19 protein-coding genes are annotated in these 19,836 nt (G+C 67.9%); 10 read left to right on the top strand and 9 right to left on the bottom strand.

The features are described 5' to 3' along the window. Window positions 1–92: 92 nt before the first annotated feature. The 7 genes from DD542_RS06950 to DD542_RS06920 form a co-directional block, all read right to left on the bottom strand. The gene (locus DD542_RS06950; protein ID WP_066153642.1) at window positions 93–311 is read right to left on the bottom strand and encodes a hypothetical protein; all 219 of its coding nucleotides are present in this window, start codon (window positions 309–311) and stop codon (window positions 93–95) included. A gap of 196 nt (window positions 312–507) precedes the next feature. Continuing rightward, window positions 508–1,671 (bottom strand): ABC transporter substrate-binding protein, encoded by a 1,164-nt coding sequence (locus tag DD542_RS06945; RefSeq protein WP_066153639.1) that lies wholly within the window; start codon window positions 1,669–1,671, stop codon window positions 508–510. A 40-nt stretch (window positions 1,672–1,711) separates the two neighbouring features. Further along, window positions 1,712–3,568, bottom strand: coding sequence for a long-chain fatty acid--CoA ligase (locus DD542_RS06940; RefSeq protein WP_127804672.1), 1,857 nt, complete (start codon window positions 3,566–3,568; stop codon window positions 1,712–1,714). A 4-nt stretch (window positions 3,569–3,572) separates the two neighbouring features. Then, window positions 3,573–4,361, bottom strand: a complete 789-nt coding sequence (locus DD542_RS06935) for an ABC transporter ATP-binding protein (RefSeq protein WP_079364408.1) — start codon at window positions 4,359–4,361, stop codon at window positions 3,573–3,575. After that, window positions 4,358–5,188, bottom strand: a complete 831-nt coding sequence (locus DD542_RS06930) for an ABC transporter ATP-binding protein (protein ID WP_127804669.1) — start codon at window positions 5,186–5,188, stop codon at window positions 4,358–4,360. The genes DD542_RS06935 and DD542_RS06930 overlap by 4 nt, the downstream gene beginning before the upstream one ends. A gap of 5 nt (window positions 5,189–5,193) precedes the next feature. Continuing rightward, the gene (locus DD542_RS06925; RefSeq protein ID WP_127804666.1) at window positions 5,194–6,270 is read right to left on the bottom strand and encodes a branched-chain amino acid ABC transporter permease; all 1,077 of its coding nucleotides are present in this window, start codon (window positions 6,268–6,270) and stop codon (window positions 5,194–5,196) included. Between the two features lie 4 nt (window positions 6,271–6,274). Continuing rightward, entirely contained in the window at window positions 6,275–7,150 is an 876-nt protein-coding gene (locus tag DD542_RS06920) for a branched-chain amino acid ABC transporter permease (RefSeq protein WP_127804664.1), read from the bottom strand. A 207-nt stretch (window positions 7,151–7,357) separates the two neighbouring features. On the opposite strand from DD542_RS06920, the gene DD542_RS06915 reads away from it, so the two are divergent. Genes DD542_RS06915 through DD542_RS06900 form a run of 4 tightly spaced genes read left to right on the top strand, consistent with a single transcriptional unit; the run spans window position 7,358 to window position 10,719 of the window. After that, entirely contained in the window at window positions 7,358–8,758 is a 1,401-nt protein-coding gene (locus tag DD542_RS06915) for an acyclic terpene utilization AtuA family protein (RefSeq protein ID WP_127804662.1), read from the top strand. Beyond that, window positions 8,755–9,138, top strand: coding sequence for a hypothetical protein (locus DD542_RS06910; RefSeq protein ID WP_127804660.1), 384 nt, complete (start codon window positions 8,755–8,757; stop codon window positions 9,136–9,138). Before DD542_RS06915 ends, DD542_RS06910 begins: the two co-directional genes overlap by 4 nt. Next, on the top strand, window positions 9,135–9,929 hold the full coding sequence (locus DD542_RS06905; protein ID WP_127804657.1) for a crotonase/enoyl-CoA hydratase family protein: 795 nt from the start codon (window positions 9,135–9,137) through the stop codon (window positions 9,927–9,929). The genes DD542_RS06910 and DD542_RS06905 overlap by 4 nt, the downstream gene beginning before the upstream one ends. Before the next feature lie 52 nt (window positions 9,930–9,981). Then, window positions 9,982–10,719 carry a type 1 glutamine amidotransferase gene (locus tag DD542_RS06900; protein WP_127804655.1) on the top strand — a complete coding sequence of 246 codons (738 nt, stop codon included), beginning with the start codon at window positions 9,982–9,984 and terminating at the stop codon, window positions 10,717–10,719. A gap of 13 nt (window positions 10,720–10,732) precedes the next feature. Here the strand turns inward: DD542_RS06900 and DD542_RS06895 are convergent, their stop codons facing one another. Continuing rightward, window positions 10,733–11,167, bottom strand: a complete 435-nt coding sequence (locus DD542_RS06895) for an acyl-CoA thioesterase (RefSeq protein WP_127804653.1) — start codon at window positions 11,165–11,167, stop codon at window positions 10,733–10,735. A gap of 37 nt (window positions 11,168–11,204) precedes the next feature. Between DD542_RS06895 and DD542_RS06890 the strand changes: the two genes are divergently transcribed. Continuing rightward, the gene (locus tag DD542_RS06890; protein ID WP_127804651.1) at window positions 11,205–13,058 is read left to right on the top strand and encodes an ABC transporter ATP-binding protein/permease; all 1,854 of its coding nucleotides are present in this window, start codon (window positions 11,205–11,207) and stop codon (window positions 13,056–13,058) included. Here DD542_RS06890 and DD542_RS06885 read toward each other — a convergent pair. Beyond that, window positions 13,055–14,602, bottom strand: a complete 1,548-nt coding sequence (locus DD542_RS06885) for an acetyl-CoA hydrolase/transferase family protein (RefSeq protein WP_206610777.1) — start codon at window positions 14,600–14,602, stop codon at window positions 13,055–13,057. The genes DD542_RS06890 and DD542_RS06885 overlap by 4 nt on opposite strands. A 119-nt stretch (window positions 14,603–14,721) precedes the next feature. Here DD542_RS06885 and DD542_RS06880 point away from each other — a divergent pair, with 119 nt between their 5' ends. The 5 genes from DD542_RS06880 (at window position 14,722) to htpX (ending at window position 19,824) form a co-directional block, all read left to right on the top strand. Next, a complete protein-coding gene (locus tag DD542_RS06880; RefSeq protein WP_127804649.1) occupies window positions 14,722–15,645 on the top strand; it encodes a LysR substrate-binding domain-containing protein in 924 nt (307 codons plus the stop codon). Window positions 15,646–15,671: 26 nt separating this feature from the next. Beyond that, window positions 15,672–16,712, top strand: coding sequence for a dihydroorotase (gene pyrC / locus DD542_RS06875; protein WP_127804647.1), 1,041 nt, complete (start codon window positions 15,672–15,674; stop codon window positions 16,710–16,712). A 6-nt stretch (window positions 16,713–16,718) separates the two neighbouring features. Continuing rightward, the gene (locus DD542_RS06870) at window positions 16,719–17,507 is read left to right on the top strand and encodes a DUF3025 domain-containing protein (protein ID WP_127804645.1); all 789 of its coding nucleotides are present in this window, start codon (window positions 16,719–16,721) and stop codon (window positions 17,505–17,507) included. Next, entirely contained in the window at window positions 17,504–18,889 is a 1,386-nt protein-coding gene (locus DD542_RS06865; protein ID WP_206610776.1) for a glutamine synthetase family protein, read from the top strand. The genes DD542_RS06870 and DD542_RS06865 overlap by 4 nt, the downstream gene beginning before the upstream one ends. A 65-nt stretch (window positions 18,890–18,954) precedes the next feature. Beyond that, the gene (gene htpX, locus DD542_RS06860; protein ID WP_066153595.1) at window positions 18,955–19,824 is read left to right on the top strand and encodes a protease HtpX; all 870 of its coding nucleotides are present in this window, start codon (window positions 18,955–18,957) and stop codon (window positions 19,822–19,824) included. The last annotated feature ends 12 nt before the right edge of the window (window positions 19,825–19,836 follow it).

Raw genomic sequence — 19,836 nt, 5'->3', positions numbered from 1 at the left:
TCCCCAGACGCGCCCTGGCCGGCTGTGGCCCCGCGAGAGAACCGGGCACCCCGGGACCGGTCACCAGCCGGTCCGCACCGGTGCGGGCGGCGTCACTTGCGCGCGCTGACCAGCAGCACCAGGCCGCCCGCCACGATGGCGGCCACGCCGGCCCACACGGGGATGTTGACCCGGTTTTCTTCCCGGACCTTGAGTTCCAGCGGACCCAGTTTGGCGGCGGTGCTTTCCGTTGTGTACGAGAAGCCGCCGTACACCAGGGCGGCGATCCCGGCGACGATGACGATCAAGGCGGCGATGCGTGCGATTCCCATGGTGCTGGCTCCTGAAAGGGGACGGTCGGCCCCGTGGCGCCATTGGACCCGGGCCGGTGTTCCGTGTCCGTAGGATAGGTCCTATGCTCCTCGTAGGCCAGGGCCGCGGGCGCAAAAAAAAGCCGCCATCGCACGGGGCGAGGCGGCTTGCGCGCATGGCCTGTTCAGACAGGCGGCGCGCAGCTCTGAGCGGGGATCAGTTCTTCGGGTAGTCCGAGATCACCTTCCACTTGCCGTCGACGATCTGCGACAGGCGCGATGCGTTGCTGCCCAGGCGCTTCTGCGGGCCGAAGCTGGCGGGCGCGCTGCCGAAGATGTCGGTGGGGATCGTCATCGTGTCCATCACCTTGATGAAGCTGTCGGTGCTCAGGCCTGGCCCGGCCTTGCCCGCGACCTTGGCGAAGGTGTCGATGATGTTGTAGCCGTAGACCGAGAACACGGTGGGGTCTTCGTTGAACTTGGTCTTGTACTTGTTGGCCCAGAAGCGCACCGGCTGCGAGGCGTCGTCCAGGTAGGGGTTCTGCACCGTCATGGTGGCGTACAGGCCGTTCATGGCCGGGCCACCGAGCTTGTGGATCAGGTCGGTGTAGAGCGCGCTGCTGCCCATGAAGGTGGGGTTGAAGCCGAGCTTGCGGGCGGTGGCGATGGTGCCCACGGTCTCGCGGATGATGGTGCCGAGCACGACGAAGTCGCACTGCGCGGCGGCCAGCTTCTGCATCTGCGAGCCGAATTCGGTGGCACCGCGCTTGAAGCTGGCCTCTTCGGCCATTTCCATGCCGATGGACTTCAGGCCTTCCTTGGCACCGCGCACCACTTCCAGACCGAACTCGTCGTCCTGGTAGACGGTGCAGACCTTCTTGGCACCTTTTTCCTTCACCACCAGCGGCAGCGAGTTTTTCATCTGGTCGAAGTAGGTGGCCGCGAAGGAGTACTTGAGCTTGTGGAAGGGCTCGTACATCTCGCGCGCGGCGGTGATGGGGAAGAAGTTGATCACGTTCTTCTGGAACTGCACCGGCATGGCGGCCATGTTCTGCGCCGTGCCGATGTGGCCGACCATCATGAAGATCTTGTCCTGGTTGACCAGCTTCTGCGCCGCCAGAACGGCGGTCTTGGGGTCGTACTTGCTGTCTTCCACCAGCAGCTTGAGCTTGCGGCCGTTGATGCCGCCCTGCTCGTTGATCTCGTCCACGCGCAGCATCATGCCCAGGCGGGCCTGCTTGCCGAAGCCGGCGAGCGGGCCGGAGAGGTCCTGGATGGAGCCGAGGACGATTTCGTCCTTGCTCACGCCTTGCGACTGTGCGAAGGTGGCGCCGGCCGTGAGTGCCAGCGCGGCGGCGGTCAGAGTGAGTCGGGCTTTCATGGGGGCTTGTCTCCTGGGTGGAAAAAACGGGGCGGCCGGATCAGCGGTACATGGCCTCGATCTGTTCGGCGTATTTCTGCTGCACCAGCTTGCGTTTGAGCTTCATGGTGGGCGTGAGTTCTTCGTCCTCGGCGGTCAGCTGGGTGTCGAGCAGCCAGAATTTCTTGATCTGCTCGACGCGGGCGAACTTCTTGTTGGTGGCGTCGATCACGTCCTGGATCAGCTGCTGCACCTCGGGGGAGCGTGTCAGGCTGGCGTAGTTGGAGAAGGGCACGTCGTTGTCCTGTGCAAACTTCTCCACGTTCTCCTGGTCGATCATGATGATCACGGTGAGGTAGGCCCGCTTGTCGCCGATCACCACCGCGTCGGTGATGTAGGGCGAGAACTTGAGTTCGTTCTCCAGCTCGCTGGGGGTGATGTTCTTGCCCCCTGCGGTGATGATGATGTCCTTCATGCGGTCGGTGATGCGGAAAAACCCTTCCTCATCCACCACGCCCACATCGCCCGTGTGCAGCCAGCCGTCTTTGTCGATGGTTTCGGCCGTCTTCTCGGGCAGGTTCAGGTAGCCCATGAACACGTTCGGCCCGCGCACCAGGATCTCGCCGGTCTGCGGGTCGAGCTTGACCTCGTTGTACTGCGCGGCCGGGCCGATGCTGCCGGGCTTGATGCGCTCGGCCGGGATGCCGGTGGAGGCGCCGCAGGTCTCGGTCATGCCCCAGACCTCCAGCATGGGCACGCCCAGGGCGAGGTACCAGCGCACCAGCTCGGGCGAGATCGGCGCCGCGCCGGTGACCAGGAAGCGCGCGCGGTGGATGCCGATCAGCTTGCGCACGTTGTCCAGCACCAGCAGGCGTGCGGCGCGGAACTGCCACTGCAGGCTGCCGGGCACGGCCTCACCCTTGAGCACATGGTCGGCCACGCGCTGGCCCACGCCGATGGCCCAGGCGTAGGCCGCCTGCTGCAGCTTGCTGGCTTCCTTGAGCGCGATCATCACGCCCGAATAGAACTTCTCCCACACGCGCGGCACCGCGGTGAACACGGTGGGCGCGATCTCGCGCACGTTCTCGGGCACGGTCTCGGGGTTCTCGACGAAGTTGAGCCTGGCGCCGGTGTAGAGAGAGAAATACTCGCCGCCCATGCGCTCGGCGATGTGGCACAGCGGCAGGAAGCACATGCACTCGTCGTGCTGGTCGCGCGCGATCAGCGTGTTGTAGCCGCGCACGGTGTAGACCAGCCCCTGGTGCGCGTGCATGGCGCCCTTGGGCTTGCCGGTGGTGCCCGAGGTGTAGACTAGGATGGCCAGGTCGTCGGGCTTCACGGCGGCCACGCGCTGCTCCAGCGCCTTCGGGTGCTGGGCCAAGTGCTGGCGGCCAAGCTCGCGCAGTGCGTCCAGGCTGATGACCATGGGGTCGTGGAAGTCGCGCAGGCCGTCCATGTCGAACACCACGATCTTCTTGAGCAGCGGCAGGCGATCGCGCACCTCCAGCGCCTTGTCCAGCTGCTCATCGTCTTCCACGAACAGCACGGTGGTGCCCGAGTCTTCGCTGAGGAACTGCACCTGTTCGGCCGCGTCGGTCGGGTAGATGCCGTTGGCCACGCCGTTGGCGCTGAGCACGGCGATGTCGCACAGCACCCACTCCACATTGGTGTTGGAGAGGATGGACGCAGTTTCGCGCGCATCGAAGCCGATGGCCAGCAGGCCGTGGCCGATCTCGCGCACCGCCTGGCCCACCTGGGTCCAGGTCCAGCTGCGCCAGATGCCGAATTCTTTCTGCCGTAACCAGATGTCGGGGCCGCGTTGTTGCACCGCGTTCCAGAAGATCGCGGGAATGGTGTCGCCGGGCATGACCACCTCGGTCTGCGGGCGGATGGCGGAGAGATCCCACAAGTAACTCATGCGCTCACCTCCAGTTCTTCTTCTTTTTCCAGCGGCGGTCGGCGCGCACGCCGGCTTCCTTCATGCCGAGGTAGAACTCCTTGATGTCGTCCTTCTCGCGCAGGCGGGCGCAGGTGTCTTCCATCACGATGCGTCCGTTCTCCAGCACATAGCCGTAATCGGACGCGTTGAGCGCCATGTTGGCGTTCTGCTCCACCAGCAGGATGGTGGTGCCGCGCTCGCGGTTGATGCGCACCACGATCTCGAAGATTTCCTTGGTCAGCTTGGGCGAGAGACCGAGGCTGGGCTCGTCCAGCAGGATCAGGTCGGGGTTGGCCATCAGCGCGCGGCTGATCGCCAGCATCTGCTGCTGGCCGCCCGAGAGCAGTCCGGCGTCCTGCGCAGCACGCTCGCGCAGGATCGGGAAGTAGTTGAAGACCAGCTCCATGTCCCGCGCCACGCCGTCGCGGTCGCTGCGGGTGTAGGCGCCCATGAGCAGGTTGTCGCGCACCGAGAGCAGCGGAAACACCTCGCGGCCTTCGGGCACGTGCATCAGCCCCTGCTGCACGATCAGCGCCGGGTCCTGCGCGGTGATGTCGTTGCCCTTGAATTCGATGCTGCCCTTGCGCGGGTCGATGATGCCGCTGATGGTCTTGAGGATGGTGGTCTTGCCGGCGCCGTTGCTGCCCAGCACGGTGGCGATCTCGCCGCGCCGCACCTGCAGGCTCACGCCGCGGATGGCCTTGATGGGGCCGTAGGCGCTCTCGACGTTGAGCAGCTTGAGCACGGCCTGGTCCGATACGGGTGTGCTCATGCCCCGGCCCCCACATGGTTCTCGCGGCGCAGGCTGGACACGTCGTCCACCGTGCCGAGGTAGGCCTCGATCACGCCGGGGTGGCTCTGCACCTCGGCCGGCGTGCCGGTGGCCAGCTCGGCGCCCATGCTCATGGCCAGCACGTGGTCGGACACTTTGGACACGAGCGTCATGTCGTGTTCGACCATCAGCACCGTCACGCCCAGCTCGTTCTTGATGTCGCTGATCCAGAACGCCATGTCCTCGGTTTCCTCCACGTTCAGCCCGGAAGACGGTTCGTCCAGCAGCAGCAGGCGAGGTTCGGTGCACAGCGCGCGCGCCAGTTCCACCACCTTGCGCACGCCATACGGCAGGCCGGCCACCATCGACTCGCGGTGGTGCTGCAGGTCGAGGAAGTCGATCACCTGCTCCACCTTCTCGCGCGCGGCGATCTCGGCGGCGCGGGTCTTGCCGGTGAAGAGCAGCTCGCTCCACAGCCCGGTCTGCCGGTGCGTGTGGCGGCCGATCAGCAGGTTCTGCAGCACCGTGGCGTGCTCGAACAACTCGATGTTCTGGAAGGTGCGTGCGATGCCCAGGCCGGCCACCTTGTGCGGTGGCAGGTCGGTCAGCTTCAGCGGCCCCTGGTGGCTGGCGAAGTGGATCTCGCCGCTGGTGGGCGTGTAGATGCGGCTGATCAGGTTGAACACCGTGGTCTTGCCCGCGCCGTTGGGGCCGATGAGGGTGAACACCTCGCCCTTCCTGACGTCGAAGCTCACCTTGTTGACCGCCAGCACGCCGCCGAAGCGCACGCTCAGGTCCCGGGCCGAGAGGAGGATGTCGTCGTTCATGGCGCTCATTTCAGACGGTCCGATTTCTGGAACGACTTCTGCCGCTTGAACATGCCCTTGCGGTAGAACGGGAACAGCTGGAACCAGGTGCGGACCTTGAGCCAGCGGCCATACAGCCCCATGGGCTCGAACAGCACGAAGGCGATCAGCACCGCGCCGTAGACCGTGCCCTGCAGGCCGGTGGACTGGCCGATGGCCTCGGGCAGGAAGTCCTTGGCCAGGGCGATCAGCTGCGGCATCACGATCAGGAACATCGCGCCCAGGAAGGCGCCATGGATCGAGCCCAGCCCGCCGATCACCACCATCAGCAGCAGGTCGATGGACTGGATGATGGAGAACTGGTCGGGCGAGAGGAACTGGATCTTGTGCGCGTACAGCGCGCCGCCGATGCCGGCCAGCGCGGCCGACAAGGCGAAGCTCAGCGTCTTGTAGCGCGCCAGGTGGATGCCCATGCTCTGCGCCGAGATCTCGGAGTCGCGGATGGCCACGAAGGCGCGGCCGGTGGGCGCGCGCAGCAGGTTGACGATGGCCAGCGTGGCGCCCACGCAGAGCACCAGGCAGAGGAAGTAGAAGCCTTCAGTGGAGTCGATGGTCCAGCCGCCGATGGCCGGCGGGTTGACCACCAGGCCGGCATTGCCGCCGGTCACGTGCTCCCAGCGCGCCAGGCCTTCCTCGACGATGAAGCCAAACGCCAGCGTGGCCATGCCCAGGTAGATGCCCTTGACGCGCAGCGCCGGCAGGCCCACCACCATGCCCACCGCGGCGGAGAGCAGGCCGGCGCAGGCGATGGAGACAGGGAAAGGCCAGCCCGCGTTGGTGAGCACCGCCTCGGTGTAGGCGCCCACGCCGAGGAAGGCCGCGTGGCCGAGCGAGAACAGGCCGGTGAAGCCGGCCAGCAGCATCAGCCCCAGACCGACGATGGCGTAGATCAGCACGAAGGTCAGCTGCGCCAGCCAGTACTCGGGCAGGGTCCAGGGCGCCACCGCGAGGAACAGGCCCAGCAGGCTGTACCAGAACACATGACCACCGTGTTTGGCCAGCCGGATGTCCTGGTCGTAGTCGGTCTTGAAAATGAAACGCATCGGTTCAGACCTTTTTGCGCAGCTTCTCGCCGAACAGGCCGTTCGGCTTGAGCACCAGCATCAGCAGCACCACGATGTAGGGCGCGATGTCCTTGAAACCTTCGGGCAGGTAGAAGCCAGAGAGTGCCTCCACGATGCCGATCACCAGCCCGCCGACGATCGCGCCGGGCAGGCTGCCGAAGCCGCCCACCACCGCGGCCGGAAAGGCCTTGAGGCCGATGAAGCCCATGTTGGCGTGCACGAAGGTGATGGGCGCCAGCAGCAGGCCGGCGATGGCCGCCACACCGGCCGCCAGGCCCCAGACCAGGCCATTGAGCCGCTTGACCGGGATGCCCATGTAGTAGGCCGCCAGCTGGTTCTGCGACGAGGCCTGCATGGCGATGCCCAGCTTGCTGTACTTGAACATGGCGAACAGGCCGCCGCAGAGCACCGCGGTCACACCGATGATCACCAACTGCTCGGCCGCCAGCACCAGGCCGCCCATGTTCAGCACCTCGCCCGCGTAGGGCACGGCCAGCGAGTGCGTGTCGGTGCCGATGTTGGGGATCATGGTGATCACGCCGCGCAGCACGTAGCCCACGCCGATGGTGAGCATCACGATGGAGAACGCCGGCTGGCCCAGGATGGGGCGGATCACCATGCGTTCGAGCAGCACGCCGAACAGGCACATGCCGATGACCGCCGCGAGCACCGAGACCCAGAACGGAAACCCCAGCAGCGTCATGGTGAGCAGGCCACCGAAGGCGCCGACCATCATCAGGTCCCCCTGCGCGAAGCTCACCGTCTCGGTGGCCTTGTAGATCAGCACGAAGCCCAGGGCAATGAGTCCGTAGATGCATCCCTGGGCCACACCGCCGATCAGCAGTTGCAGCAGTTGCACGCACTGTCTCCTTTGTTGTTGTGGACACAGGGCGCTGCAAATGCTGTGGCGCAGGGTCCAGCTGTGGTGCGGGTTTTATATCGGCCTTGCCTGAAACCGGCGTCAGGGTAGACCCGAGCCCGAGTCGCGCAGGCGGCAGTTTTTCTGCGCCTTATTTTCAGCAAGCAATCGCTTTGCAAAAATAGGGAATGCCCGTATGCTGGCCGCATGAAGTCCATCCGCATCGGCGCCGGTCTCGGCTTTTATGGCGACCACTGGGAGCCCGTGGTCGCCAGCATCGAACGTGGCGATGTGCAGTTCATCGCCAGCGACCACCTGGCCGAACTCACCCTGGCCATCCTGCAGAAAGACCGGCAGCGCGACCCGTCGCTGGGCTACGCGCGCGACGTGGTGCCCATGCTGCTGCGGCTGTGGCCGCTGATGCGGGCGCGCGGCGTGCGCTTCGTCTGCAACGCGGGTGGCCTCAACCCCATGGGCGCCGCGCAGGCGGTGCAGGCCGCGCTGGCGGCCAGGGGCATGGCGCCGCGCATCGCGGTGGTGACCGGGGACGACGTGCTGCCGCGCCTGCTCGACGCGTCGGTGCCCGACGCGGCGCTGGCCCATCTGTTCACCGGCGAGCCGGTGGCGGCGGTGCGCGAGCGGCTGGTGTTCGGCAACGCCTACCTGGGCGCGGCGCCCATCGTGCAGGCGCTGGACCGGGGCGCGGACATCGTGATCACCGGCCGCGTGGCCGACGCCGCGCTGTTCCTCGGCCCCATCGCCCACCACCTGGGCTGGGACCTGAAGGCCACCGACGCCGCCGGTCTCGACCGGCTGGCGCAGGGCCTCACCGTGGGCCACCTGCTCGAATGTTCGGGCCAGGGCAGCGGCGGCAACTTCGGCAGCCAGGAGGCCTGGAAGGCCATCCCCGATCTGGCGCACATCGGTTTTCCCATTGCCGAGGTGTGGGACGACGGCACGGCCCTCATCACCAAGGCGCCGGGCACGGGCGGGCGCGTCAACTTCGACACCGTGCGCCAGCAGCTGCTGTACGAGGTGCACGACCCGCACGCCTACCGCTCGCCCGACGTGGTGCTGGACATGGGCGGCATCCACCTGCACGACGAGGGCCACGACCGGGTGCGGCTGACCGGGGCGCACGGCACGGCACCGGGCGAGCAGCTCAAGGTGGTCGCGGGGTTCAGTGACGGCTTCAAGGCCGAGGTGACCTGGGGCTTTTCCTGGCCCGACGCCTGGGACAAGGCGCAGGCCGCCATCGACACCATCCGCACCCAGCTGGCCGAGCGGCGCGTGCCGCACGAGGAGCTGTACATCGAATACCCGGGCCTGAACTCGGCGCACGGCCCGCTGGCGCCGCTGCCGCCGCCGGAACAGCTCAACCAGATGAACGAGGTCTGGACGCGGCTGGTGCTGCGCACGAACGTGAAAGCCGCCGCCGACGGCTTTGGCCGCCTGTTCCCCTGGATCGGTCTGAGCGGCCCGGCCTACACCTGCGGCTTCACGGGGTTGCACAACACCAGCGAGCTGCTGGGCATCTGGCCGACGCTGATTGCGCGGGCCGAGGTGGAGTCGAAGGTGCGTGTGGCGTTTTTGGGGGAAGGGTCATGAGCACACAACGCATTCCCCTGGTCCGCATCGCCCACGCGCGCAGCGGCGACAAGGCCGACTGGGTCGACTTCGGGCTGTTCGCCTGGAACGAGGCCGGCTACCGCATCCTCGAACGCGAGGTGACGGCCGAACGGGTGCGCCAGCACTTCGCACCCTGGCTGCCGGGCGAGGTGGACCGCTGGCCGCTGCCGAACATCCTGGCGCTCAAGCTGGTGCTCAAGGGCGCGCTGCAGGGCGGCGGCGCCCGCAACCTGCGGCTGGACAACCTGGGAAAGTCCATGGCGGGGGCGCTGTTGCGGATGGAGATCGAGGTGTCAGAAGACGAGCTTCAGGCGGCATTGAATGAGCCGCGTGTGGGCTGGTGGGGAGAGCAGGCATGACCGCCGTCACCACCGAAGTCATCGACGACATCCACGTCGTCACCTTGAACCGCCCCGAGGTGCGCAACGCGGTCGATGGCGACACCGCACAGGCGCTGCACGCCGCCTTCCTCGCTTTCGAGGACGACCCGGCCGCCAAGGTCGCGGTGTTCCACGGTGCGCACGGCCACTTCTGCGCCGGCTGGGACCTGCAGCACGGCGCCCGCCTGGCGGCCTCGGGTGGCGCTGGGGGCATGGACGCGCTGGACTTCCACAGCGACGACGCCCGCGTCATCGGCCCCATGGGGCCATCGCGTCTGCGCCTGTCCAAGCCGGTGATCGCGGCGGTCAGCGGCGCGGCGGTGGCGGGCGGCATGGAACTGGCGCTGTGGTGCGACATGCGGGTGATGGAAGACGATGCCTACTTCGGTGTCTACTGCCGCCGCTTCGGCGTGCCGCTGATCGACGGCGGCACGGTGCGCCTGCCGCGCCTGATCGGCATGGGCCACGCGATGGACCTGATACTTACCGGCCGCAAGGTCGAGGCGGCCGAGGCGCTGCAGATGGGGCTGGCCAACCGCGTGGTGCCGACCGGGCAGGCGCGCGAAGCCGCCATCGCGCTGGCGCGGCAGCTCGCCGCCTTCCCGCAGGCCACGATGCGCGCCGACCGCGAGAGCGCCCATGCGCAGTGGGACCTGCCGCTGGGCGAGGCGCTGCAGCAGGAGTGGCGGCGCGGTCGGGCGCGCATCCCCGATGCGCTGGAGGGCGCGGCGCGCTTCGCGGCTGGCGAAGGCCGCCACGGCACCTTCTGAGTGGCCCGGATTGGCCCTCCGCCGGGCCGGCCGGCTGGCGATCATCCCGGCCATGAACGATCCGACTTCCCACGACACCGAGGTGCTGGTGCTCCAGCACCTGCGCGAAGACGGCCCGGGCCACCTGGGGGACTGGCTGAATGCCCAGGGCGTGCGCTGGCGCGTGCTGTGCACCGAGGCGGGTGAGGTTTATCCAGCGACGGTGCGGGGGCTGAAAGGACTGGCCGTGCTCGGCGGCGCCTGGAGCGCCAACGACGACCGCCCCAGCCTGCGCCAGGCCGAGGCGCTGATCCGCGAGGCCGACGCGCTGGGCATCCCGGTCATCGGCCACTGCCTGGGCGGGCAGCTCATCGCGCGCGCCTTCGGCGGCCAGGTGCAGACGCTCGACACGCCAGAAATCGGCTGGCTGCCCATCCGCCACGACGGCAGCGCGGCGGCGCGCGACTGGCTGGGCGACGCGCCGGACGCGACGGTCTACCAGTGGCACTACGACAGCTTCACCGAACTGCCGCCGGGCGCACAGCTCATCGCCGGCTCGGCGGCCTGTCCGCACCAGGCCTTCGTGCTGCGCCAGCACCTGGCGATGCAGTTCCACATCGAGATCACGGAACGCAAGGTGGAAGACTGGATCGCGGTGCCGGGCGCCGGCTACGCTCCGGCCTGCGCGGCGCATCCCGCCACGGTGCAGACACCCGCAGCCATGCGCGCAGGCACCAGCGACCACCTGACCACCAGCCAGGCGCTGGCGGATCGCATCTACGGCCGCTGGCGCGCGCGCTGGTCGCGCTGAACGGCGGGCAGACTCAGGCCATGCCGGCCGGCAGGCCCTCGCGCGGGATCGGGCGCGGACGGCCCTCGTGGTCGATGGCGACGTAGGTCAGGCTGGCCTCGGTCACCTTGACGTACTGGCCCTGGGCGGAAAAGCGTTCGGCGAACACCTCCACCTGCACCGTGATCGAGGTGTTGCCTACGCGGGCGACGTGCGAGTAGAAGCTCAGGATGTCGCCCACCCGCACCGGCTGCTTGAAGATGAACTGGTTGACCGCCACGGTCGCCATGCGACCTTTGACGTAGCGCGCCGGCAGCACCGCGCCGGCCAGGTCGACCTGGGCCATGACCCAGCCACCGAAGATGTCGCCGTTGCCGTTGGTGTCGGCCGGCATGGGGATGACCTTGAGCACCAGCTCGCGGCCTTCAGGGAGATCGGTGTGGGGGCGGGGGCTTGATTCGGTGGACATGGGCACAATCTCTGGAAAACTCCCACGATTGTCCCGCATGCGCCCTTCGTCCGTCTCCCGGGCCGCCTATCCTGTGCCCACCGCCGACAGCGGTCCCGCGCCCGCCCGTTCCGACTGGGCGACGCTGCGCCGCCTGTTCCCCTACCTCTGGCAGTACAAGTGGCGCGTGATCGCGGCACTGGCCTTCATGGTGGCAGCCAAGGGCGCCAACGTCGGCGTGCCACTGCTGCTCAAGGAGCTGGTGGACGCGATGACCATTCAGCCCGGCAGCGCGGCGGCGCTGCTGGTGGTGCCGCTGGGGCTGATCGTGGCCTACGGCCTGCTGCGCCTGTCCACCAGCGTGTTCACCGAACTGCGCGAACTGGTGTTCGCCAAGGCCACCGAGGGCGCCACCCGCTCCATCGCGCTGCAGGTGTTCGGCCACCTGCACGCGCTGAGCCTGCGCTTCCACCTGGAGCGCCAGACCGGCGGCATGACGCGCGACATCGAGCGCGGCACGCGCGGCGTGCAGTCGCTGATCTCCTACTCGCTCTACAGCATCTTCCCCACCTTGATCGAGGTGGTCTTCGTGCTCACCCTGCTGGGCACGAAGTTCGACATGGGCTACGTCTGGATCACGCTGGTGGCGCTGGTGCTGTACATCACCTTCACCGTCACGGTGACCGAGTGGCGCACCAAGTTCCGCCGCGAGATGAACGAGCTGGAGTCCACCAGCCAGACCAAGGCCATCGACTCGCTGCTCAACTACGAGACGGTCAAGTACTTCAACAACGAGGCCTTCGAGGCGCGGCGCTACGACGAGTCGCTGGAGAAGCTGCGCAAGGCGCGCATCAAGAGCCAGACCACGCTGTCGCTGCTGAACACCGGCCAGCAGCTGATCATCGCGGTGGCCCTGGTGCTGATGCTCTGGCGCGCCACCCAGGGCGTGGCCGACGGTCACATGACGCTGGGCGACCTGGTGATGGTCAACGCCTTCATGATCCAGCTCTACATCCCGCTGGGTTTCCTGGGCGTGCTCTACCGTGAGATCAAGCAGAGCCTGACCGACCTGGACAAGATGTTCGTGCTGCTGGAGAAGGAGCGCGAGATCGCCGACGCGTCTGGCGCTCAGCCGCTGGTGCTGGACGGGCCGCCGGCGGTGAAGTTCGAGAACGTGCGCTTTTCCTACGAGCCGGCGCGCGAGATCCTGCACGGCATCAGCTTCGAGATTCCGGCCGGCAGGACGGTGGCGGTGGTCGGACCCTCGGGTTCAGGCAAGAGCACGCTGGCGCGGCTGCTCTACCGCTTCTACGACGTCACGAACCACGAGCCCGGCGGTCCCCACGGCGGTGGCCGCATCACCATCAACGGCCAGGACATCCGCGAGGTCACGCAGTCCAGCGTGCGCCAGGCCATCGGCATCGTGCCGCAGGACACGGTGCTGTTCAACGACAGCATCGAATACAACATCCTCTACGGCCGGCCGGACGCGGGCCACGACGCGGCGGTGGAAGCGGCCAAGGCCGCGCACATCCACGCTTTCATCGAGAAGCTGCCCAAGGGCTACGCCACCACCGTCGGCGAGCGTGGGCTCAAGCTCTCGGGTGGCGAGAAGCAGCGCGTGGCGATCGCACGCACCCTGCTCAAGAACCCGCCCATCGTGATCTTCGACGAGGCCACCTCCGCGCTGGACTCGGCCAACGAGCGGGCCATCCAGGCCGAGCTCAAGAGCGCGGCACGCAACAAGACCTCGCTGGTGATCGCGCACCGGCTGTCGACGGTGGTCGACGCGCACGAGATCCTGGTGCTGGTGAACGGCGAGATCGTCGAGCGCGGCACACATGCCGAATTGGTGGCCCGCGGCGGCGTCTACGCCGACATGTGGGCCTTGCAGCAGTCCGGTTCCGACTAAGGCTTCATGCTGCCGGTGCGCTCGTACCGGGCGTGCCAGCTCAGCGCTTCTTCCAGCAGGTGCGGCGTGTGCATGCCCGCATGGCCGGCCTTCGCGTTGGCCTCGCTGCGCTCCACGTAGTCCAGCAGCGCAGGCCGGAAGTCCGGGTGGGCGCAGCGCTCGATGATCAGGCGCGAGCGCTGGCGCGGTGACAGGCCGCGCAGGTCGGCCAGACCCTGTTCGGTGACGACGATCTGCACGTCGTGTTCGGTGTGGTCCACGTGGCTGACCATGGGCACGATGCAGCTGATGCTGCCGCCCTTGGCGGTGGACGGCGTCATGAAGATCGAGAGGTAGGCGTTGCGCGCGAAGTCGCCCGAGCCGCCGATGCCGTTCATGATGCGCGTGCCCATCACGTGGGTGGAGTTCACGTTGCCGTACAGGTCGGCCTCGATCATGCCGTTCATGGCGATCAGGCCCAGGCGGCGGATCACCTCGGGGTGGTTGCTGATCTCCTGCGGCCGCAGCACGATGCGCTCGCGGTAGAAGTCCAGGTTCTCGGTGAACTCCTTCATCACCCCGGCCGAGAGTGAAATGGCGGTGGACGAGGCCATGCGCATCTTGCCGCTCTTGAGCAGGGCGAGCATGCCGTCCTGCAGCACCTCGGTGTAGCCCTGCAGACCGGTGAAGGGGCCGTCGTTCAGGCTTTCCAGCACCGCGTTGGCGATGTTGCCCACGCCCGACTGCAGCGGCAGCAGGTCTTCGGGCAGGCGGCCGTGCTTCACCTCGTTCTGGAAGAAGTCCATCAGGTGGCCGGCGATGCGGCGCGAGGCCTCGTCGGGGGCGGCGAAGCGGGTGTCGCGGTCGGGCAGATTCGTTTCGACCACGGCGATCACCTTGGCCGGGTCGCAGTGCAGGTAGGGCGTGCCGATGCGGTCGCCCGCGTGCGTCATCGGGATCGGCTTGCGGTGCGGCGGGCGCTCGGTGCCGTAGTAGATGTCGTGCATGCCCTCCAGCGCCAGCGGGTGGCCATGGTTGACTTCCAGGATCACCTTGTCGGCCTGGTCCAGCCAGGTCTTGTTGTTGCCCACCGAGGTGGCCGGGATCAGGCGGCCGTCTTCCAGGATTCCGGCGACCTCGATCACCGCCACGTTCAGTTTGCCGAGGAAGCCGAACCACACGTACTGCGCCACGTGCGAGAGGTGGATGTCGGTGTAGGCCATGTCGCCAGCGTTGATGCGGGCGCGGCAGGTCGGGTCGGACTGGTAGGGCAGGCGCATGTCCATGCCGCCCACCTTGGCCAGCGCGCCGTCGAGCTCGGGCGCGGTGGATGCGCCGGTCCACAGGCCGATGCGGAATTCGTGCCCGGCGTCGTGCTGCTGCTGGATGTGGCGCGCCAGGGCCTGCGGCACCAGTTTGGGATAGCCCGCGCCGGTGAAGCCGCTCATGCCGACGTGGTCGCCGTGGTGGATGAGGGTGGCGGCCGCGTCGGCCGACATGATTTTCTGGCGCAACCCGGCGTGGGCGATGCGGGACGGGAGGATGGCGGGCGGGTTCTGGGTCATGGGTATGCAATATTAGGGTTAACCCTAGGTTGTGGATATCGTAACGGAACCGGGCAGGCTCCAAAACCCGGAAAAACAGGGGGATGTGCGCCCATGCACGGCGCGCATAATCCGCCGCCATGGAAACCAAGTGGCTGGAAGATTTTGTGAGCCTGGCCGAGACGCGCAGCTTCAGCCGTTCCGCGCAGCTGCGCCACGTCACGCAACCTGCGTTCTCGCGCCGCATCCAGTCGCTCGAAGCCTGGGCCGGCACCGATCTGGTGGACCGCTCGTCCTACCCGACGCGCCTGACCCCAGCCGGTCAGACCCTGTACGACCAGTCGCTGGAGATGCTGCAGGCCCTGCAGAGCACGCGCGCCATGCTGCGAGCCCACACCGCGGCGGCGCAGGACGTGATCGAGTTCGCCGTGCCGCACACGCTGGCCTTCACCTTCTTCCCGTCCTGGCTCTCGGGCCTGCGCGAGAGCTGCGGGCCGATCAAGAGCCGGCTGATTGCGATGAATGTGCACGACGCGGTGATGCGCCTGGTGGAGAGCAGCTGCGACCTGCTGATCGCCTACCACCACACGTCGCAGCCGATCCAGCTGGACGCCGCGCGTTACGAGATGCTGCCGCTGGGCCGTGAGACGCTCTCGCCCTACGTCAAGCCCAACGAGCAGGGCGAGCCCATGTTCCGTCTGCCGGGCACCACGGCGCACCCGTTGCCCTACCTGGCCTACGCGCCCGGCGCCTACATGGGGCGGGCGGTCGAGCAGGTGCTCAAGAGCAGCCCGGTGCCGGTGCACCTGGACCGCATCTACGAAACCGACATGTCCGAAGGCCTCAAGGCCATGGCGCTCGAAGGCCACGGCATCGCCTTCCTGCCCGCCAGCGCTGTGCGGCGCGAGCTGCGCGCCAAGCGCCTGGTGAGCGCGGGCGAAGGGCTGGACACCACGCTGGACATCCGCATCTACCGCGAGCGCCCCGGCACCCGCAAGGCCAAGGGCTCGGTGGACGCGTTCTGGAGCGATCTCGAGCGGCACCTGGCGACCCACAGCAAGTGAGCCGCGCGGGGTGGGAAAATCGGAACATGAACGCCCCCACCACCCTCACCATCACCCGCCCCGACGACTGGCACCTGCACGTGCGCGACGGCGCCGCCCTGAACACCGTCGTCCCGCACACCGCCGCCCAGTTCGGCCGCGCGATCATCATGCCCAACCTCAAGCCGCCGGTGACCACCGCGGCGCAGGCCGTGGCCTACGCCGACCGCATCCGCGCCGCCGTGCCCGCGGGCGTGGCCTTCGAGCCGCTGATGACGCTGTACCTCACCGACAACCTGCCGGCCGACGAGATCGCCCGGGCGAAGGACGCCGGTGTGGTGGCCTGCAAGCTCTACCCGGCCGGCGCCACCACCAACAGCGACGCGGGCGTGACCGACATCCGCAAGACCTACAAGACGCTGGAGGCCATGCAGAAGGCCGGCGTGCTGCTGCTGGTGCACGGCGAGGTCACCAGCCCCGACATCGATCTGTTCGACCGCGAGGCGGTGTTCATCGAACAGCAGCTCGAACCGCTGCGCAAGGACTTCCCGGGCCTGAAGATCGTGATGGAGCACATCACCACCAAGGAAGCCGCGCAGTACGTGGCCGAGGCCGACGCCCACCTCGGCGCCACCATCACCGCCCACCACCTGCTCTACAACCGCAACGCCATCTTCACCGGCGGCATCCGCCCGCATTACTACTGCCTGCCGGTGCTCAAGCGCGAGACGCACCGCCAGGCCCTGGTGGCCGCGGCCACGGGCGGCAGTGCCAAGTTCTTCCTGGGCACCGACAGCGCGCCGCACCCGGCCCGCCTGAAGGAACACGCCACCGGCTGCGCCGGCTGCTACACCGCCCACGCCGCCATCGAGATGTACGCCGAGGCGTTTGAAGCTGCGGGTGCCCTGGACAAGCTCGAAGCCTTCGCCAGCTTCAACGGCCCGGCCTTCTACGGCCTGCCGCGCAACACCGGCACCATCACCCTGCGCAAGCAGAGCTGGACCCCGCCCGAGAGCTTCGCCTTCGGCGAGGCCGAGCTCAAGCCGCTGCGCTCGGGCGAGGCGCTGCCCTGGAAGCTGGTGGGCTGACCGGGCATGTGCGCCGTCGGCAACGCCGTCGCCGGCTGGCCTGCGCCCGACTGGTCACAGCCCTGGAACGCGCCCTTCGCGGCCGACGGGGCGGCGGTGCGTGCAGCCTGTGAGCGGGGCGTTCCGCTGCCGCAGGCGCTGAACCACCACATCGGTACCGCCGGCCCGCGCTTTGTGCCGCAAGCAGAGCTGCCCGAGGGCGTGGCCTACGAGCAGTTCATCTTCGAGACCGGCTCGGTGCCGACGCGCGAAGGCCTGCACGACTTCTTCAACGGCCTGGTGTGGGCCCGCTTCCCCGCCACCAAGCGCCTGCTCAACCGCCTGCAGGCGGCGCAGATTGCCCAGGCCGGTGTGGGCCAGGTGCGGGGGCCGGTGCGCGACGCGATCACCCTGTTCGACGAAAACGCGGTGCTGCTGCAGGCCCCCGATGCGATCTGGGATGCGCTGATCGCGCGCGAGTGGACCCGGTTGTTCGTGGACCTGCGGTCCCTGTGGGGGCAGACCCGGCTGGTACTGTTCGGCCACGCGCTGACCGAGAAGCTGGTCTCCCCCTACAAGTCCATCACCGGGCATGTCTACCGGGTGCCCGTGCCCCCCGAACTGGGGGGCGATGTGGCCGCCTGGGACCGCTGGCTGGCGGCGCGCCTGACCGCGGCCGAGCTGGCGACCAAACCCTTCACCCCGCTGCCCGTGCTGGGGGTGCCGGGCTGGTGGCCAGCGAACCAGGACCCGGCGTTCTACGACGACGCCACCGTGTTCCGGCCGCCCCGAACCGCTTTCGCACCGACGACATGACTTCTTCCGCCTCGCCCTCCTGGTCCCACCTGAACCTCTCGCTGGACGCCGACCGCGCCACCCTGGTCGCCCACTTCCGCGAGACCGGCGTGCGCGACGTCGAGTGCCTGTTCGCCGACGTCACCGGTTACCCGCGCGGCAAGCTGATGCCGGCCGCCAGCTTCGCGGGTGGGACCGAGCTGCGCATCTGCCAGGCCATCCCGATGCAGTGCATCACGGGCGAGTACAGCTACGACCCCGTGTTCCCCGACAGCGACCCGGACGTGCGCCTGGTGCCGGACCTGGCCACGCTCAAGCGTTCGCCCTGGGCCAGCGTGCCGCGCTACCTGGCGGTGCACGATTGCCTGGAGCTGGATGGCTCGCTGTGCGAGTTCGCGCCGCGCTCGGTGCTGAAGAACGTGGTGGCCCGCTACGCCGCCGCCGACCTGACCCCGGTGGTGGCGCCCGAGATCGAGTTCTACCTGACCGCGGCCATGACCGACCCGGCCCAGCCGCTGGCCTCGCCCACCGGGAAGGGCGGCCGGCCCGAGGTCGGTCAGTCGGCCTTCAGCCTGAACGCGCTCAACGAGCTGGCGCCGTTCTGGGACGCCTTCCACGCCGCCATCGACGGCCTGGGCATCCGCGCCGACACCTGGCTGCACGAGGTGGGCGAGAACCAGTACGAGATCAACCTGCTGCACGGCGACCCGGTGGCGGTGGCCGACCAGGCCTTCCTGTTCAAGACCGCGGCGCGCGAGATCGCTCTGCAGCACGGACTCAACGCCGTGTTCATGGCCAAGCCCGTCGCGGGCCAGGCGGGCAGTTCCATGCACCTGCACCAGAGCGTGGTGGACGCGCAGGGGCGCAACGTGTTCAGCAGCGCCGACGGCACGGCCAGCGAGACCTTCTTCCACTACATCGGCGGCCTGCAGGCCCACACACCCGATCTGATGCTGGTCTACGCGCCCACCGTCAACAGCTACCGCCGCTACGTGGCCGGCAGCCAGGCGCCGACCAATGTGCAGTGGGGCCACGACAACCGCACCGCCGGCCTGCGCGTGCCGGTCAGCGGCCCGGCCGCGCGCCGGGTGGAGAACCGCCTGGCCGGCGCCGACGCCAACCCGTATCTGGCGATTGCGGCGACGCTGGCGGCCGGTCTGGCCGGAATCGAAGGGCGGATCGCACCGGCCGAACCGGTGAGCGGCAACGGCTACGACCAGGCGCGCAGCCTGCCGCGAACCTTTGACGGCGCGCTGGATCAGATGTCGCGGAGCCAGACCGCCAGCCGGCTGATGGGCGAGCGTTTCGTGCGCGGCTACCTGGCGGTCAAGACGCTGGAGCACGACCACTACCTGCGAGAGATCAGCGCCTGGGAACGGCGCTACCTGCTGCCCCAGGTCTGAACACATCTTGAAACGGGGTCGACCCACCCCCACTATCATCCGTCCCTCTTTGCCACGGAGCCTTCATGAAACGCATCTTCCTGTTCGTTCTGACCAACTTCGCCGTGATGGCGGTGCTGATGGTCACCTCGCGCATCCTGGGCGTGGACCGCTACCTCACGGCCAACGGCCTGAACATGACCGCACTGGCGGGCTTCTCGCTGATCATGGGTTTCGGCGGCGCGACCATCTCGCTGCTCATGAGCAAGACCATGGCCAAGATGAGCACTGGCGCGCGCGTGATCAACCAGCCGCAGACGGCGGACGAGGCCTGGATCGTGCAGACCGTGCAGAAATTCGCCGAGAAGGCGGGCATCGGCATGCCCGAGGTCGCCATCTACGACGGTGCCCCCAACGCCTTCGCCACCGGCGCCTTCAAGAACTCGGCCCTGGTGGCGGTGTCCACCGGCCTGCTGCAAAGCATGACGCGTGAAGAGGTCGAGGCCGTGATCGGCCACGAGGTGGCCCACGTCGCCAATGGCGACATGGTCACCATGACCCTGATCCAGGGCGTGATGAACACCTTCGTCGTGTTCCTCAGCCGCGTGATCGGCTACGCGGTCGACAGCTTCCTGCGCCGCGGCGACGACCGCGACAGCGGCCCGGGCATCGGCTACATGGTCACCACCATCGTGCTGGACATCGTGCTGGGCTTCGTCGCCGCCATCATCGTGGCCTGGTTCTCGCGCCAGCGCGAGTTCCGCGCCGACGCCGGCGCCGCCCAGCTGATGGGCCGCAAGCAGCCGATGATCAACGCGCTGGCCCGCCTGGGCGGCCTGACCCCCGGCGAGCTGCCCAAGACCATGCAGGCCATGGGCATCACCGGCAACCTGGGCAAGCTGTTCTCGACCCATCCGCCGATGGAAGAGCGCATCGCCGCGCTGCAGAAGCTCTGACGCAGAGCTTTT

The organism is Hydrogenophaga sp. NH-16 (assembly GCF_004006415.1).
Lineage (GTDB): Bacteria > Pseudomonadota > Gammaproteobacteria > Burkholderiales > Burkholderiaceae_C > Hydrogenophaga > Hydrogenophaga pseudoflava.
Note: the sequence above shows the minus strand (reverse complement) of the source record. Positions and strands in the feature narration are given on the sequence as shown.